14 protein-coding genes are annotated in these 16,102 nt (G+C 66.5%); 7 read left to right on the plus strand and 7 right to left on the minus strand.

Translation table 11 applies throughout. The annotated features are described in order from the left end of the window. Window positions 1–72: 72 nt before the first annotated feature. A complete protein-coding gene (locus EOD43_RS13950) occupies window positions 73–633 on the minus strand; it encodes a hypothetical protein (protein ID WP_240653198.1) in 561 nt (186 codons plus the stop codon). 232 nt (window positions 634–865) lie between these two features. Here EOD43_RS13950 and xrtV point away from each other — a divergent pair, with 232 nt between their 5' ends. Next, window positions 866–1,765: an exosortase V gene (gene xrtV / locus EOD43_RS13955; protein WP_240653199.1), complete on the plus strand. Its 900-nt coding sequence runs from the start codon at window positions 866–868 to the stop codon at window positions 1,763–1,765. Then, window positions 1,762–2,499 (plus strand): exosortase-associated protein EpsI, V-type, encoded by a 738-nt coding sequence (gene epsI, locus EOD43_RS13960; RefSeq protein ID WP_240653200.1) that lies wholly within the window; start codon window positions 1,762–1,764, stop codon window positions 2,497–2,499. The genes xrtV and epsI overlap by 4 nt, the downstream gene beginning before the upstream one ends. On the opposite strand, the gene EOD43_RS13965 is transcribed toward epsI, so the two are convergent. Further along, window positions 2,496–2,756, minus strand: a complete 261-nt coding sequence (locus EOD43_RS13965) for an XrtV sorting system accessory protein (protein ID WP_127744435.1) — start codon at window positions 2,754–2,756, stop codon at window positions 2,496–2,498. The genes epsI and EOD43_RS13965 overlap by 4 nt on opposite strands. 111 nt (window positions 2,757–2,867) lie before the next feature. Here EOD43_RS13965 and EOD43_RS13970 point away from each other — a divergent pair, with 111 nt between their 5' ends. Continuing rightward, the gene (locus EOD43_RS13970) at window positions 2,868–3,863 is read left to right on the plus strand and encodes a SurA N-terminal domain-containing protein (protein ID WP_127744436.1); all 996 of its coding nucleotides are present in this window, start codon (window positions 2,868–2,870) and stop codon (window positions 3,861–3,863) included. Window positions 3,864–3,906: 43 nt separating this feature from the next. Here the strand turns inward: EOD43_RS13970 and EOD43_RS13975 are convergent, their stop codons facing one another. Then, the gene (locus tag EOD43_RS13975; protein WP_127744437.1) at window positions 3,907–5,361 is read right to left on the minus strand and encodes an exopolysaccharide biosynthesis polyprenyl glycosylphosphotransferase; all 1,455 of its coding nucleotides are present in this window, start codon (window positions 5,359–5,361) and stop codon (window positions 3,907–3,909) included. After that, window positions 5,361–7,079 carry a tetratricopeptide repeat protein gene (locus EOD43_RS13980; protein WP_127744438.1) on the minus strand — a complete coding sequence of 573 codons (1,719 nt, stop codon included), beginning with the start codon at window positions 7,077–7,079 and terminating at the stop codon, window positions 5,361–5,363. The genes EOD43_RS13975 and EOD43_RS13980 overlap by 1 nt, the downstream gene beginning before the upstream one ends. Window positions 7,080–7,219: 140 nt before the next feature. Between EOD43_RS13980 and EOD43_RS13985 the strand changes: the two genes are divergently transcribed. The 3 genes from EOD43_RS13985 to EOD43_RS13995 are packed head-to-tail and all read left to right on the plus strand — an operon-like array spanning window position 7,220 to window position 10,898. Then, a complete protein-coding gene (locus EOD43_RS13985; RefSeq protein ID WP_127744439.1) occupies window positions 7,220–8,239 on the plus strand; it encodes a glycosyltransferase family 2 protein in 1,020 nt (339 codons plus the stop codon). After that, on the plus strand, window positions 8,236–9,381 hold the full coding sequence (locus tag EOD43_RS13990) for a glycosyltransferase family 2 protein (RefSeq protein WP_127744440.1): 1,146 nt from the start codon (window positions 8,236–8,238) through the stop codon (window positions 9,379–9,381). The genes EOD43_RS13985 and EOD43_RS13990 overlap by 4 nt, the downstream gene beginning before the upstream one ends. Further along, window positions 9,378–10,898 (plus strand): hypothetical protein, encoded by a 1,521-nt coding sequence (locus EOD43_RS13995; RefSeq protein WP_127744441.1) that lies wholly within the window; start codon window positions 9,378–9,380, stop codon window positions 10,896–10,898. Before EOD43_RS13990 ends, EOD43_RS13995 begins: the two co-directional genes overlap by 4 nt. Before the next feature lie 3 nt (window positions 10,899–10,901). Here EOD43_RS13995 and EOD43_RS14000 read toward each other — a convergent pair whose 3' ends face one another. Genes EOD43_RS14000 through EOD43_RS14010 form a run of 3 tightly spaced genes read right to left on the minus strand, consistent with a single transcriptional unit; the run spans window position 10,902 to window position 15,362 of the window. Further along, window positions 10,902–12,455: a hypothetical protein gene (locus tag EOD43_RS14000; protein WP_127744442.1), complete on the minus strand. Its 1,554-nt coding sequence runs from the start codon at window positions 12,453–12,455 to the stop codon at window positions 10,902–10,904. Window positions 12,456–12,474: 19 nt separating this feature from the next. Then, entirely contained in the window at window positions 12,475–13,875 is a 1,401-nt protein-coding gene (locus EOD43_RS14005) for an oligosaccharide flippase family protein (protein ID WP_240653201.1), read from the minus strand. Further along, a complete protein-coding gene (locus tag EOD43_RS14010) occupies window positions 13,872–15,362 on the minus strand; it encodes a hypothetical protein (RefSeq protein WP_127744443.1) in 1,491 nt (496 codons plus the stop codon). The genes EOD43_RS14005 and EOD43_RS14010 overlap by 4 nt, the downstream gene beginning before the upstream one ends. Before the next feature lie 154 nt (window positions 15,363–15,516). Here EOD43_RS14010 and EOD43_RS14015 point away from each other — a divergent pair, with 154 nt between their 5' ends. Beyond that, the gene (locus tag EOD43_RS14015) at window positions 15,517–16,089 is read left to right on the plus strand and encodes a NifU family protein (RefSeq protein ID WP_127744444.1); all 573 of its coding nucleotides are present in this window, start codon (window positions 15,517–15,519) and stop codon (window positions 16,087–16,089) included. Window positions 16,090–16,102 lie beyond the last annotated feature (13 nt).

Here is a 16,102-nt window from a genome sequence, read left to right on the forward strand (position 1 = left end):
TGTGTGTGGATGTGCAGGGCATCGCGTGCCTCTGCGTGGACCCCGGCACAAGGCCGGGGTGACCAACGAAAATCAGCCCGCCTTCGTCTCGGCCTTGGCTTCGTCCCAGGTCTCGAACGGATCCTGGCGGCGCTGCTGGCCGCCGTTGCGGCGATAGGTGACGCGCGCGACGCCGCCGATGATGCCGAAGCCCAGCACCAGCTGTACCCAGGTTTCCGGTTCGGGCACGCCACCCGGACCCTGCGGGACCGGATTGCCACCGGCCGGCGGCACGAAGATGCGCGGGGTGAGCGGGATCGGGTTGGTCACGTCCGGGCTCGGCCCTTCGGCGAGCTGCTGCGGCGCGGCCTGAAGCGGCTGGACCGAGGTTTCGGGCAGGTTCGACAGTGCGAAGGGCGTCACCGTGGGGCACGGCGCTTCCGCCGCCGCCATCTGCATGGGGCTGGCTTCTTCCTCGGAACCGGGCGCGCGAACGCGGGTCTTGGGCTTGGCGTACTGGCGCGGCTGGGTCGCCTTATGCACCGCATCGCGGACCTTGGGCGAAGCCAGGCTGAGCGCGGTGGTTCCCGCGACCGGGCAAACGCAGGTCATCAGCAGCTTTGCCGCCTTGGACGCTGCAGCTTCCTTCAACATCTCCAACAACCCCAATACGCGGCCGAAACGGCCAATCTACGCGGACCGAAACATAGCAGATAACGTCGAATCCGCAAACCTCGACGGTTAACGCCTGTTCCGCCGCGAACCGATCAGCTATGGACGCTGACGGGGAAGCTGGAAGCCCTTTCCAGCCGCGGAGCAACGGGCTTTGAAGCTATACACATCCACGGTTAAGGCTTCCTAAACCATGAACGATCAAGGCGGACGCATGGCGGACGCACATGTAAACAATCGTTATGGATGGAGCGATCTGGCGCCCGTCCTGCGCGGGCTGCGCCCCGTTTGGCCCTTCATCCTCGGCGCGCTGATTCTTGCCGTGCCCACCCTGTTCGATGTCGCACGACAGAGCTGGTCGACCGAACAGGGCGCGCACGGCCCGATCGTGCTGGCGACCGGCCTGTGGCTCTATGCCCGCCGCTGGAGCGAGGCGAAGGCGCTGGCGATGCCGGGCAACCCGATCGTCGCACTGATCGCCGCACTCGTCTTCGTGCCGAGCTATGCCGTCTTCCGGATCATCAACGTGATCGAGGTCGAAGGCTTCTGCATGTATGCGAGCCTGCTGACCGGCGCTTATTACCTGATCGGTGCGCGCGCGCTGCGGCTGATGTGGTTTCCGATCCTCTACATGCTGTTCATCTTCCCGCCGCCCGACACCGTCGTCGCGATGGTCACGCAACCTTTGAAGATCGGTATCTCGCAGGCGTCGATCGATCTTTTGCACCTGTTCGGTTATCCGATCGCGGGTTCGGGCGTGATGATCAGCATCGGCCAGTACGACCTGCTGATCGCGCAGGCGTGTGCGGGGCTGAACTCGCTGATCAGCCTGTCGGCGATCGGCCTGTTCTACATCTACGTCCGCCACAATGCGAACTGGCGCTATGCGCTGCTGCTGATGCTCGCGATCGTGCCGGTGGCGGTGCTCGCCAACTTCATCCGCGTGATCGGGCTGATCCTGATCACCTATTATCTGGGCGATGCCGCCGCGCAGGGCTTCCTGCACAATTTCTCGGGCATCACGCTGTTCCTCTTTTCGGTGCTGGGTATCTTCGGCGTCGATGCGCTGGCAAGCCCGCTGCGGCGGCGGCTTGCGAAGGCGGGCCAGGCATGACGGACAACGCCATGACGCACGAAACCATGAGCGACGCCCCCTCCCCGCTGATCAGCCGGCGCGCGATGATCGTCGGCGGCGTCTGCGCGGCGGCGAGCGTGATCGCCAATTCGCGCCGCCCGGACGAGCCGCTGCGCATGGCGCCCGCGAACGCCGATCTGAAGAAGCTGATCCCGACGAAGATCGGCGACTGGACCTTCGAAAGCGTCGGCGGCCTCGTCCTGCCGCCCGAGGACCAGCTGAAGGCCGGGGTCTATTCGAAGCTGCTCACCCGCTATTATGGCGCGCCGAACAGCGAGCCGATCATGCTGCTGATCGCCTATAGCGGCCAGCAGGACGGGATGCTCCAGGTCCACCGGCCCGAGGTCTGCTATCCGGCCGCCGGCTATCAGCTCGACGAAAACTACATCAAGCCGATCGACATGGGCGGCGGGCTGACCGTGCCGACCCACTTCATCGCCGCACGCAGCAATACGCGCCACGAACAGATGATCTATTGGACCCGGATCGGGAATGCCTTTCCCGAACGCTGGTATCAGCAGCATCTGGCGGTGGCGGAGGAGAATCTGAAGGGCCGCGTGCCCGACGGCGTCCTCGTCCGCATCTCGACCGCCGCGCCCACCGACGAGCGCGCGATGATGCTGCTCGAAAAGTTCGTCAATGAATTGCAGACCCAGCTGTCGCCGGTCGCGCGCCGCATCCTGTTCGGCGATGCGGGGGTGAAGAAGGCCTAAGCCCGGTCGAGCGGTTTCAGCACGACGAAAACGAACCCGATCGTCGCGGCGATCAGCGCCACTGCGATCGCGTGATAGAGCATGCTGCTATCCTCGATCGCGTGGTTACCGAAATAATTGGCGACCGCGCAGCCGACGGCGGCGACCAGATATTGCCACAGCGAATCCCGCGGTGCGGCGGCGGTGGAACGCTGCATGAACAGGACCACGAGCCCGGCGAACATTGCGACCGTGATCCAGTCGTAGGGCGTTTCCACTGCGTTAAACCTTAGCTGCCATCTGTGCGTCGTTGGTTAAAGCTTGTCGCCCCGGCGGGCAATCATGTAGCAGTCGCCGGGGGCAGAGTTCGAAAGAAAGGGAATATCGGCGTGCGTCTGAAAGCGATCATGCTCGGCACCACGATGGCAGCAGCCCTGGCGCTGGCGGCGTGCAGCAAGGAACCGAAGGGTCAGGTCGTGGCCGTCGTCAATGGCGACGAAGTCTCGATGGCTGAGCTCAACGCCGAACTGGCGGGGGTGAACATCCCCGACAATATCGATCGCGCGATGCTGCGCCGTCAGGTTCTGGAACGGATCATCGACCGCAAGCTCCTGGTTCAGAAAGCCAAGGAACAGGGCCTCGACAAGACCCCCGAATATGTCAGCCAGCAGCGCCGGCTCGACGAAAATCTCCTCGTCTCGATGCTGGGGCAGAAGGTCGCGCAGACCGTGCCCGCGCCCGACGATCGCGACGTGACCCAGTATATCGCGGACAATCCCACGATGTTCGGCCAGCGCCAGCGCCTGCTGCTCGATCAGCTGCAGTTCGAAGCGCCCAAGGACAACAAGCAGCTGCTGAACCTGCGTGACGCCCACTCGCTCGACGATATTGCGGCAATCCTGCAGAAGATGGGCCTCGCCTCGCGCCGTGGCCGCGGCGTGATCGACACCGGCCGTCTCGATCCGCAGCTGATGGGCAAGATCAACCAGATGCCGGCGGGCGAGCCGTTCGTCCTGCCGTCGAACGGCAGCTTCGTCGCCAGCGTCATCGTCGGCCGCGATCAGATCGCGACCCCGAACAACGTCCAGCGCGCCGTTGCGACCGAGGCGGTGCGCCGCCGCGCCTTGTTCAACGAGAGCAAGGCCCAGATCGAGCGCGCGCGCGGGCAGGCCGAGATCCAGTATCAGTCGGGCTTCGAACCCAAGAAGCAGGCCGAAGCACGCAAGGCGATGCCGGTCGACAAGCCCGAGGTTCCCGACGATCCCATCGCCACCGGCCAGCCGGTCGGCGCCGCGCCGGGCACGCTGCCCGCACCGACCCCTGCGGTCGATGCGCCGGCCGCCCCCGGCACCACCCCGCCGGCCGCGACGCCCCCGGCTCAGTAAGAACACATGCCTGATCCCCGGCGAAGGCCGGGGAGCAGCATCCTCAATAAGCGTCTGGGTCGCGCCAGATCTTGAAGATGGTTTCCAGGATGATGCGGATGTCCAGCATCAGGGACCAATTCTCGATATAATAGAAATCCAGCTCGACGCGCCTCTTGGCGCGTTCGACGCTGTCGATTTCGCCCCGTAGCCCGCGCACCTGGGCCAGCCCGGTAATGCCGGGTTTGACCCGGTGGCGCGCGGTATAGTGGCGCACCGCATCGAAATAATAATCGTCGCCGACCATCATCGTGGTCGCGTGCGGGCGCGGGCCGACCAGCGACATTTCGCCGCGCATCACGTTGATCAGCTGCGGCAGTTCATCGATGCTCAGCCGCCGGATGATCCGCCCGATCCAGGTGACGCGCGGATCGCCGCGCACGGTGCGGTCCGTGCCCGTAGGATCCTGCAGCTCAGTCCGCATCGACCGGAACTTGAGCACCTCGATCTTCACATTGTTGAAGCCGAAGCGCTGCTGCCGGAACAGGATCGGCCCCGGACTCGACAGCTTGATCAGGATCGCGGTGACGATCATCACCGGCGACAGGATGATCAGCCCCGCCGCCGCCAGCGTACGATCCTCCAGCGCCTTCACCATCACGCCCCATTCGCGGATCGGGCGCTGCCATAAGGCAAACAGCGGCAACGATCCGATGAAGCGGACATTGTACTGGCTGGACAGGTCCATCGCCTCGCGCGGCATCAGGCACACATCGACCGAGATCGACTGAAGCGCCTCGGTCAATTCGTCGAGCCGACCCTGGCTGATATTGGGCAGCGCGATCAGCACCATGTCGATATCGCCCCGGCCGAGACGGTAGCGAAGCTCCTCCATCCCCGCATAATGCGGCAGGCCCCACGGCGCCTCCGCCGGCACGCGCGAGGTGCGCGCGTCGGCGATGCCCACCACCGACAAATAGGGGAGCCGTTCGAGTTCGAGCAGGCGGATCGCGCGTTCGGCCGTCTCGGTCTCCGCGCCGTAGATGATGATCCGCTGACCCAGCTTGCCCGCCTGGACCAGCTGCCAGACGATCTGCCGCACCGCATAGCGGCTGGTGAACAGGAACAGGGTGCAGCCGGCGATATAGCCGGCGGCGAGCGCGGTCGGGAAATGCGGGGCGGGATCGAACGACCAGGTCGTTCCCCCCACCATCAACGCCGCGACCAGAAAGGCATAGACCACGCCCTGATCGCTGTCCTGCCCGCGCCCCATCGGCCGATCGTAGGACCGGCGGGCGAGGCGGAGCAGGAAGAAGTTGGCCGAGATCAGCACCGCGACCCAGCCATAGGGATAGATAGGTTCGGCAAAGCCCGTCAGCTTCGGCGCCAGCCAGAAGGCAAGCAAGGTGCCCGCCACCAGCGCGATCAGATCGGCCGCCACCACCATCGTGGTGACGACGGCCTGGGTCAACCGGTATCGGCGCGCCCAGCCGGCGACGGGAGCCTGCGGCCGCAGCATCACGGCGTCCCCCCCGATGTCGGCGGCGGCGGAACCGCGGTGCCGGGCGGGGCGAAATCGGCCGCGCCCTGATCGGGCGTGAGCATGACAGTCAATGGCGGAGGCTTGGGAAGCGTATCAAGATCGGCCTGCAGATCGGCGCGCATCTTCTCCGTCCCGCGCAGCCGCTCCAGCCCCTCGATCACCGATTGCAGGCAATTGGCGTCACGCGCCGCCATGCACAGCCGCCCGCGCAGCGCCCAGCCGGCGGTCATGTTCACATTCTGCCGCGTGAACATCCGCGCGACATCGAGTGCGCGGGCATCCTGCCCATTCGCCTTCAACCAGTGGACATAGGCGGCCAGCGCGTCGAACGCGCCGCTGATTTCGGCCAGCGCGCGGGCATAATGCGTCTCGGCCATCGTCTTGTCGCCGCGCGCATCATAGACGCGCGCCAGCATGATGCGCCCGCCCGAATCCTGCGGCATTTTGGCGACGATCGCCTGCGCATCCTTCAGCGCATCGTCGAACCGCTTCTGCGCCAGATCGATCTGCACCCGCACGAGCAGCGCGCGGGGATTTGTGCCGTCGAACTTCAGAATTTCGTCGACCATCGGCTTGGCGCGGCCGATCTGCCCCAGTCCGGCATAAGCCCCGGCCAGCACCGCCCGCGCCTCGACATTGGCGGGGCCGACCGGCCCTGCGCCAGTCAGTGGCGTCACGATGTCGATCGCCTGCTGATAGCGTTTCTGCTCGATCGCGAGCCGCCCCAGCGTGATGCGCAGTTCCGGCCCCGCCGACGCCGCCAGCCCGCGCAGCTGATCGATGTCGACGACGTCACCCATCGACGTCCACAGATCGACGACGCGCTGCTCGATCCGGGGATCGTCCGCCTTGGCGCGCAGCAGGCGGGCCAGCACGGGCGCCGCCAGATCGCCGCGCCGATATTCGTACATGTTGCGCGCATATTCGAGCGTGATGTCGACATCGTCGGGGCGCAGACGGAACAGCCGCTGATAGGTCGCCTCGATCGGCGCGAAATCGTCCTTCGCGCGATACATGTCGAGCAGCGCGACCAGCCGGGGGATGCTGTCCCCCTGCGTCTTCAGCGATTCTTCGAGCAAAGCGATCGCCTTGTCCTTGTCGCCCGACGCATAAGTGACGCGCGCGAGCAGGATCGTCGCATTTTCGTTGGTCGGATCGATCGCCAGCATCTTTTCGGCGATGCCGCGCGCATCGTCATATTGCTTGCGGTCGAGCGCGACCGAGCCCTTGACCGCCAGCATGCGCAGGTTGCGCGGTTCGCGCGCCAGCATCTGATCGGCATATTTCAGCGCGTCGTCCTGCGATCCGCCGGAAAAGGACAGTTCGGCCACCGCCTGCACCGCCTCGATGTTACGCGGATCGAGCATCAGCGCGTTCTTGTATGCGGTATAGGCGTTCAGATATTGGCCGAGCGCGAGTTCGACGCGGCCCAGCCGGTTCCAATATTCGGGAACGTCATCCTCAAGCCGCAGCGCGCGATTGATCTCCAGCCGGGCGACCCAATAGTTGCGCTTGGCATAAGCGGCGTCGAACCGGGCGACCGCCTTGGTCGCGCGCTCGGTGCCCGAACCGCAGCCCGCGAGCATGATCGAAGCCGCCAGCGCCGCCATCAGCGGGCCGCGCGCCAGCGGACTGGCGAAAGCGCGAACGATTTCGCTGCGATACGATGCGATCGCCGTGATGACCCTCGCCACAAACACACTCTGCCGCGTGACCCCCCGATCCCGCGTTTCCTCAAGGAAATCGATTACGGACTAAAGTGGTAACGATCAAGCCGAGGCCCTCCAACTTGCCCGTCGTCTTGAACGAAGGGATCGGCTAGTGTCGTTTCTGTATGGGGGATGCAACGACCGCACTGATCGTGATCGGCCGTAACGAAGGTGAGCGCCTGGAGCGCTGCCTGCGTTCGATCGGTGGCGACTGCTCGGTCGTCTATGTCGACAGCGGATCGAGCGACGGCAGCGTCGCGCTGGCCGAGGCGATGGGCGCGACGGTCGTTAGGCTCGATACCACCCTGCCCTTCACCGCCGCACGGGCGCGCAATGCGGGGCTCGCCCGGCTTGCGCAGGATGGAATCGCCGTCGATCATGTCCAGATGATCGATGGCGACTGCGAATTGCAGCCTGGCTGGATCGATCGGGCGACTGCAGCGATGGCCGCTGATCCCGCGCTTGCGGTCATGTTCGGGCGGCGACGCGAACGCTTTCCCGATCGATCGATCTACAACTGGCTGTGCGACGTCGAATGGGCGGTGCCCCCCGGCCCGGCGGGCGCGTGCGGCGGGGACGCTTTGTTTCGCCACAAGGCGATTAGCGCCGCGAACGGCTATAGCGCGGACATGATCGCGGGCGAGGAGCCCGATCTGTGCATCCGCCTGCGCCGCGCCGGCTGGCAGATCCTGTGCATCGATGCCGAAATGACGCTGCACGACGCCGCGATCACGCGCTTCGGCCAATGGTGGCGGCGCACCGCGCGCGCGGGCCACGCCTTCGCCGAACTCGCCGCACGCCACGGCAAAGCGCCCGAAGCCCACCCCTATCGCGCTGCCCGCCGCCGGATTGCCGTGTGGGGCATGTTGCCGGTCGCGGGCCTGATCCTCGCCGCCCTGCTCGGCCTGCTGGGCAATGCCGAAACCGCGCGCACGATCGCGCTTGCCATCCTGCTTCTCCTCGCCGCGCAGACGCTGCGCCTGACATTACGCGAGGGACTGCGCTTTCCGATGCCGAAGGCGTTCGCCTTTGCCGCCTTCCTGACGATCGGCAAGTTCGCCGAGGCGACCGGCATGCTCCGCTATATGTGGGAACGGGCGAGCGGCCGGCGCGCGACCTTGATCGAATATAAGGACGCGGCATGATCGCCCTGCTCGCCGGATCGGCGATCGCGCTGCTGCTGGCCATCCCCACGCTGACCTTCGCGGTCGAACTGGCGCTGGGCCTGCTGCCGCCGCGTCGATCGATCGCGCCGATCTGGCAGGGGCGCTTCGCGGTGATCGTGCCGGCGCATGACGAGGCGGCGGGCATCGGCCCGGTCCTGGCCGATCTGCGGCAGGCGCTGCCGGTGCAGGCGCGGCTGATCGTGGTCGCCGACAATTGCCGTGACGATACCGCCCGTATCGCCCGCGCTTCGGGGGCCGAAGTGATCGAACGCGACGATCCCGCCCGCCCCGGCAAAGGCCATGCGCTCGCCTTCGCGCGCGATCATCTGGCCACCGATCCGCCGCACGCGGTGGTCGTGGTCGATGCCGATTGCCGGGTCGAGGGCGCGGGGGTCGAACGGCTTGCCGCCATCGCGCATCATCGCCGCCGCCCGGTGCAGGCGACCTATCTGATGACCCCGCGCGCCGATGCCGGGCCGATGGTGCAGCTATCGGGCTTCGCGATGCTGGTGCGCAATTCGCTGCGCCTGCGCGGGCTGAGGCGGCTGCGTGCGCCGGTGGTGCTGACCGGCAGCGGCATGGCCTTTCCGTGGCGCATCTTCGCCGCCGCAAGGCTGGCGACCGGGGAGACGGTCGAGGATCTGGTGCTGGGCGCCGAACTCACCCTGATGGGCGCGCCGCCGCGCCACGCGCCGGGCATCCGCGTCTGGTCCGATCCCGCGGGTGAGGCGGGGACGCGCGAACAGCGTCGCCGCTGGGAACAGGGATCGCTCGCCGCCGCATGGCGGATGGCGCCGCGCCTGCTGTTCAGCTCGCAGCGCGGCACGACCCTGCTTGCGCTCGACATGCTCATTCCCCCGCTCGCTTTGCTCGTGCTGCTCGATGCGGCGGGGATCGCGATCGTCAGCCTGCTCGCCCCCGTCGCCGCCGCGGTCCTCGCGGGGCTGGCCGGCGTCACCGCGCTGCTGATCCTCGCCGCGTGGGCGCTTTATGGCCGCGCGCAGATGCGGGCGGGCACGCTGCTCAAGATCCCGTTCTACATCCTGTGGAAGCTGCCCATCTATGCGGGCACCCTGCTCGGCCGCGAGCGCCGCTGGACCCGCACGAGCCGCGACGCATGACCGAACAGCCCGCAAAGCACCTCGATCCGTTCAAACTGGCCTGCGGCGTGCTGGGCCTGATCGGCTATGCGATCGGGCTGTGGCACGTCCACCGCCTGTGGCCGACCAGCGATCAGGCGATCTTCGACTATGTCGCCTTCATCGGCGCGCATGGCGGCATGTATTATCGCGACGCCTTCGACATCAGCTGGCCGATCCCCTTCCTCTACCATGATGCCGCGCAGGCGCTGTTCGGGGTTAATCCCTGGGCCTTCCGCGTGTTCGACATGGCGGTGCTGATGCCGATCGGGCTGGCGGCGATGGCGTGGCTGCTGCGGCGGTGCGGCTTTGCACGCGCGCCGTGGATCGTGCTGGCGACCTATCCGATCCTCTATGCGACGTCGGGCGCGTGGATATCGGGGCATCGCGACATCACGGCGATGCACCTGTTGATCCTCGCCGCCGCGATCTCGATCGACCGCCCCAGCCCCGCGCGGCGCGGGCTGGCCGGCCTGGTCGGGATGATCGCCACCTTCATCCGCCCGACCTATTTGTTCGCGGCCCTTCCGCTATGGCTGATCGATCTGCGCGCGGCCCCGGCGGGCTTCCGCCTGCGCATGACCGCGGGGCTGATCGCAGGCGGCATCGTCGTCGCCTTCGCCTTCCTGATGGCCGGGCTGCAGCTCGGCACGATCGGCGACTGGTATGAACAGGCGGTGCTGTTTCCCGCCACCGTCTATCAGGTCGAGGCGAGCCGGATGCGGCTGGTAGGCGATTTCGTCACGATCGTCCTCAGCCATTGGCGCTGGCCGCTGGCGGTCGCGATCGGCGGCGCGGTCTTGTGGGGGATGGATAGCGCGCGGCGCGGCCGCTTCGGACTGACGCTCGCAGCGCTGATCCTGACCGTGATCGCCTCCTTCTTCGTCCAGAACAAGGGCTTCCCCTATCATCTGAGCGGCCTCGTCCCGCTGATGCTGCTCTCAGCGGCGGCGGGGATCGATGCGGGGTGGAGCCGCCTGCCCGATGCACGCGGCGGCCGGAAAGCGGCGCTCGTCGCGCTGCTGATCGTCGCGGGCGGCGGATTGGCGGCCGGCAGCGCGGCGCGCGCCGTCCGCCCGCTCCTCGCCTGGGATCCGCCCCGGTCGCAGGCGGAGATCGATCGGCTCACGATCGCGCAGATCATCCGCGCCGAAAGCCGGTCGGACGATCCGATCCTGCAATGGGGCCGCCGTTACGACGTCGCGGTGCTGAGCGAACGGCTGTCGGCGAGCCGCTATATCAATTCGCAGCTCATCGCCCGCCTGCCCGCCGGCGATCATCACTTCGCGCCGTGGATCGCCAATTTCCGGCGCGAACTGGGCGCGCGTGCGCCCGTGTTCATCATCATCGATCGCGATCAGATGCCCGGCCACCCCGATCGCCTGCCGCTGACCGGCGACCGGACCAGGCCGGCGGTCGACATCTTCCTGACACTCGCCAATCGCGACTATGCCGTGCGCGCGGTGACGCCCGAAATCCTGCTGCTCAAGCAGCGCTGAACGTTACTTGCCCGGCGCGTGGCTCTTGGCGAACGCCTCGACCGCGCGCGCCTTGGGCGATTCGGATAGCGGCGCGCCATCATAGTCGCGCAGGCCGAAGCCGCCCTGCGCACCCGATCCGCCGACCAGGCTGTAGATCGCGAACACGTCCCCCGCCTCGCGCGCCCATCCGGTCAGCAGCTTGGTATAGGCATCGGCCATGCGCGGATCGTGGTTCATCCGGTCGAGCAACGGCACGTCATAGGCGATCAGCAGATGCGCCCCGCCTTCATAGGCGATGAGCCTTTTGCCCAGCCGATCGGCCACCGCCTTCGCCTTGCCGATCTGCGCGACCGTGGCGTCGACTTCCTTGTCGAGCTGCACGAACGCCTGATCGATGCCGGGGCGCGGCAATTTGGGATCCTTCGGGAACACCTTCTCCCCGAAATAGGGCGCGACCGCGATCGCATCGATCGACGGCGCGACATCGTTCTGCTCGATGATCTCCAGCGACTGGAGATAATTGAGATTACCCGAATAGACGCGCACCAGATCGCGCGGCCGATCGGCGAAAACGCGGCTCCAAATGCTCGCCAGGCGCTTGGCGCGCAGGGCATATTGCATCAGTTGGCCTTCATAGGGGTAACGCCCCAGCCCGGCCGCCTTGCCGTCCGCCATCGCGCGCTGCCCGGTGAAGAAGCCGCCATGCCACGCCTCGTTGCCGATCTCGACATAGACGGTGCGGCCCGGTGGCAGCGTATCGTGCACCCTCTGCGCGAAGCTGCGGATATAATCGTCGGTGGAATCATAAGGCAGCGCGAACCACGGATCGACATTGGCCTGCCGCACCAACGCCATCATGTCGCGCACCGTCGCGCTGTTCATATAGTTGCGCGGCATAGTCGACCCGGCGTCGTTCGCGGCGCTGAACGGGCGTTGTCCGTTGACGTTCATCCATTCCATGAAGCGCACGACCCGGAAGGGCGCGAGCGAGCGGACGAAGGCGGGATCGAACACCTGATCGCGCGGGCGATCCGCCTCGCGGCAATCGACGTCGCTGACGGTATCGACCACATCGCCGAACCACATCGTCGCGCGCGGCGGCTTGGCCGTGGTGCCGCGAATGGCGTTGCGGCCTTCGCGGGTGAAGGCGAACTCGAACATGTTCGGGCCGCTCGTCAGCATGCGGATGTCGTCGGCCGCCCAGGCTTTGGCCTGCCCCTGCCATGTGCAGCGAACCACCTGCCCCGGCTTGGCGTCCAGCGGGTAGAACAGGTCCACCGTCGCGGTCGCGCCCGCGGGCAATTTGGACGGCCAGCCGCCGGGGCCGACCTGCTGCGGCTCGATCTTCTTGTAACCCTGGCCCGGCAACTGGGTGTTGGGATGCGCATAGACGGCGAGGTTGGTGTAGGATCGCGACTCCATCCAGAAGGCGGGCGAGTTCAGGTTGATACCCAGCCGCGTCGGCGGCACGCCCTGCGCGCGCGCCACGGTCGACCAGATGGTCGATCCGACCGCCAGCACCGCCACGATCGCCGCCGCGAATAGCAACAGGGCGCCACGTTCCGAACGATTCACTGGGTCCGTCTCCTGCCGTTCACCGCCCCATCCGCGCGAGACCTTCGATCGTCTTGCCCGGAGCAGCGACCATGCTGATAGCGCCGCCGGCCACGAATGCCGCCACAAAAATGACCGCATAGACCGCGTGCAGCCGCGGTTTGAAGATGCCGCGCCGGTGCAGCAGCCAGCCGATATAGAGAGCCGCCCCGCCTTCCGCGATGGCCAGCGCCAGTGGCAGCGCGATCGGCCCGAGCGGCTGGAACAGTCCCGCCACCGCCGCCCCGAACAGGATCAGCCGCAGGATATTGGCGTGCAGCGTCGTCGCGGTGAAGCCCATCGCCATCAACGTCTGGCTGCCGATGAAACTGTCGAGATCGAGCGCGCCGCGCACCATCAGCACCGACATGAACACCCAGCCATATTCGTATCGCCAGTCGAACAGGATCGCGAACATCACCGGCGCCAGCCCCGTCGCAAAGCCGAACCCCGCGAACAGCAACCGATAGGCGCGCCCCCGCCCGCGATAGAAAGTGTGCGCGATCGTATCCGGCGCCTCGCGCCACACGCGCGACACCAATGGGAAGAAGTAGTTCTGGACGTAGTTGCGCCCGAACGGCTGGGTCGACAGCGCCAGATTGGTCGCCATCGCATAGACCGCGAAGGTCGGCATCGGGAACAGCCGGGCGAACAGCACCTTATCCGCCTGCGTGATCAGCAGGGTCAGGATGCTGGAGACCATGATGATCCGCGAGAAGCCGAAGAATTCGGTCGCCAGCGCGCGTTCGAAGCTCAATCGCGGCATCGGCCGCAGCAGGATCATCGCCAGCCCGATCCGCGCCAGCGCGCCCGCATAGAGCCCGACGATCAGCGCGCGATAATCCATGTAGAAGGATGCGAGGCCGACGTTCAGCCCGATCTGGACGATCAGCGCGCCCAGTTCGATCGCGCCCACCATCCGCACCCGCCCGTGCCGTTGCGCGACCAGCAGCGACATCGGGCACAAGGCGTTCAGCACGAACACCGGCGCGCAGATCGCGATCGGATGCGCCAGCCACGCCTTGCCCAGCATCGCGGCGAAGGGCGTGGCGAGCAGCGCCATCGCGATCGCCTGCAGCACCGACTGGCCCAGCCGGATCGTCCACGTCACATCGATGAAGCGCGGATCGTCGCCGCGTTCGTGGCGGATCACGAAGCTGGCATAGCCAAGGTCGGACAACATGGTGAGGATCACCATCGCCGACGCGATCACCCCCATCACGCCGAACACATAAGGCGGCAGGATGCGCGTCAGCGTCGCATTGCTCGCCAGCCGCAGCAGCAGGGTCGCCGCGGTGAACATCAGCATCACGCCGCCCGATCGCCCGCGCACGACGCCCAGCACCTGCGCGACCAGGCGGTTCGCGAGCGCCGCCGGTCCTGCGGATAATTTTGCCGTCACTGAAGCGCCGGCAGCAGGAACGGATCCTGTTGCCGTGTCGCCTGGCGGGCCGCCGCCGCAGCGCGTTTCGGAGCCTGTTCAGCCTCGGTGCGCAGCGCCACCAGCAAAGCCGCGCACAGCATCGACAGCAACATCGGCGTGCTCCACGCGCCCAGGAAGGCGGCGGCGACCATATAGCCGATCTGCATCGCGACGCAGGTCTGCCCGACCACCAGCTGCTCGTGCGTCGGCTTGGCGCGGCGCAATGCGCGATACTGGCCAAAGCTGCTGAACAGGAACACGACATAGGGCAGCAGCGACACCAGCCCGCCCACCACCGCGATCGCCAGATAGACGTTCACCAGGTCGACCAGCCCCTGCCCCTGCATGAAGGCATCGAGCAGGCCGAGGCCGATCGCCTCGCGATAGCCCAGGATCAGCCGGCTTCCCAGCGTCGCGGGAATGCCGCTGAGCATCGTGAAGCGATAGGCGGCGGTCGACGAACCGTCGCTGCCCGATATGAACTGCAGCAGAAAGAAGCCCGCCAGCCCCAGCCCGAGGAAACCCAGCGCCGTCAGCGGCCGCCCGCGCAGCGCCAGCAATGCGATCAGCCCGACGACCAGCGCGACGAGGCCGCTGCGCGACACCGTCACCAGCATGCCGATCACGATCGCGGCGCCCAGCAGCACGATCGGCCAGCGCAGGCCCCGTAGCGCCGCCAGCCCCGCCGCTGCCACGCCCGCCATGCCGAACACCACGCTGCCGACCAGCGGATGGACGAACGGGCCGGACGATCGCAGCACGCCCGCGCGCAGCAGCATCATGTCGTTATACTGGACGAGGTTGTTCGCCCGCTTGATCGCGTAGAGCCCGCTGTAGAGCGGCCAGCTGCGGATCGTTTCGAACAGGCAGACGACGCCCGCCATCGCCGCCCCGATCACCAGCCAGCGCAGCGCCAGTTCGGGCCGTTCGATCCGCGTGCGCGATACGCCCCAATAAGCGAGGCCATAAGGCACGGCGTAGATGAAGGCGTTGCGCATCGCGATCGTGATCCCGTCGCGCAAAGACACGCAGATCCAGAAGGCGGTGAGGAACATCGCCAGATAGACGTCCGTTCGGTGGACACCCGGCCGCAGCTTGACGCGCGGATTGAGCGCGAAGGCGACTACCATCGTCGCGCCGAACACCAAAGGCGGGGTCAGCGGCATCAGATAGAGGCCGACCAGTTCGAGCAGGCCCGACGCCATCGGCGTCCACACGATGAACATCAGGAAGGGGGCGCTGGCCGGTGCGCGATGATCGATGCACAGCAACAGCATGATCGCGAACAGGATCGGCGTGACCAGGATCGGAACCGCGCTGACCGTCAGGCACGAAATCGCCGCCGCCGCCAGCATCAGCTTTTGCGTCTGCATCCGTTCCCAGTTGGAACGGGCCATCGCCATTGCCACCGGATAGAGCAGCACGACGATGCCGACGAGGACGATGGCGCTCTTCCAATAGAACATGAGCCGTCGATCGCGCCCTCAACCGTCGTCGTACAGGCTTCCGCTATGACAATTTTCTTGATGCTTTGCCAATGTCGAACGCCCAAAGCGGGCATATCGGGGCTGATCGGAGGATTTTCTTGATCCTGCGGGCGACAGCCCCCAAATGACGACCATGCTGATCGAAACCGAACCGACGCCCAACCCGGCCACGCTCAAGTTTGTCCCCGGACGCACCGTGATGTCCGCCGGTACGCGCGATTTCGCCGATCCGGAGGAGGCCGAAGCCTCTCCGCTCGCCAACGCCCTGTTCGGGCTGGGCGATGTCGAAGGCGTGTTCTTCGGCAGCGATTTCGTGTCGGTCACGGCGGCGCCCGGCGTCGAATGGCGCGACCTGAAGCCGCAGGTTCTGGGCGTCCTGCTCGATCATTTCGCGTCGGAAGCGCCCCTGTTCACGCCGGGATCGGCGGCAGGCATCGCGATCGACGACACCCCCGATTTCGCCGAGAATCCCGAGGATGCGGAGATCGTTGCGCAGATCAAGGATCTGATCGACACGCGCGTCCGCCCGGCGGTAGCCAAGGATGGCGGCGACATCGTCTATCGCGGGTTCGATCGGGGCACCGTCTATCTGGCGATGCACGGCGCCTGCTCGGGCTGCCCGTCGTCGACCGCGACACTCAAGCAGGGCATAGAAACCCTGCTCAAGCACTATGTGCCCGAAGTGACCGAGGTTCGCGCAGCCTGATCGATACGAATTA

Source organism: Sphingomonas crocodyli (genome assembly GCF_004005865.1).
Lineage (GTDB): Bacteria > Pseudomonadota > Alphaproteobacteria > Sphingomonadales > Sphingomonadaceae > Rhizorhabdus > Rhizorhabdus crocodyli.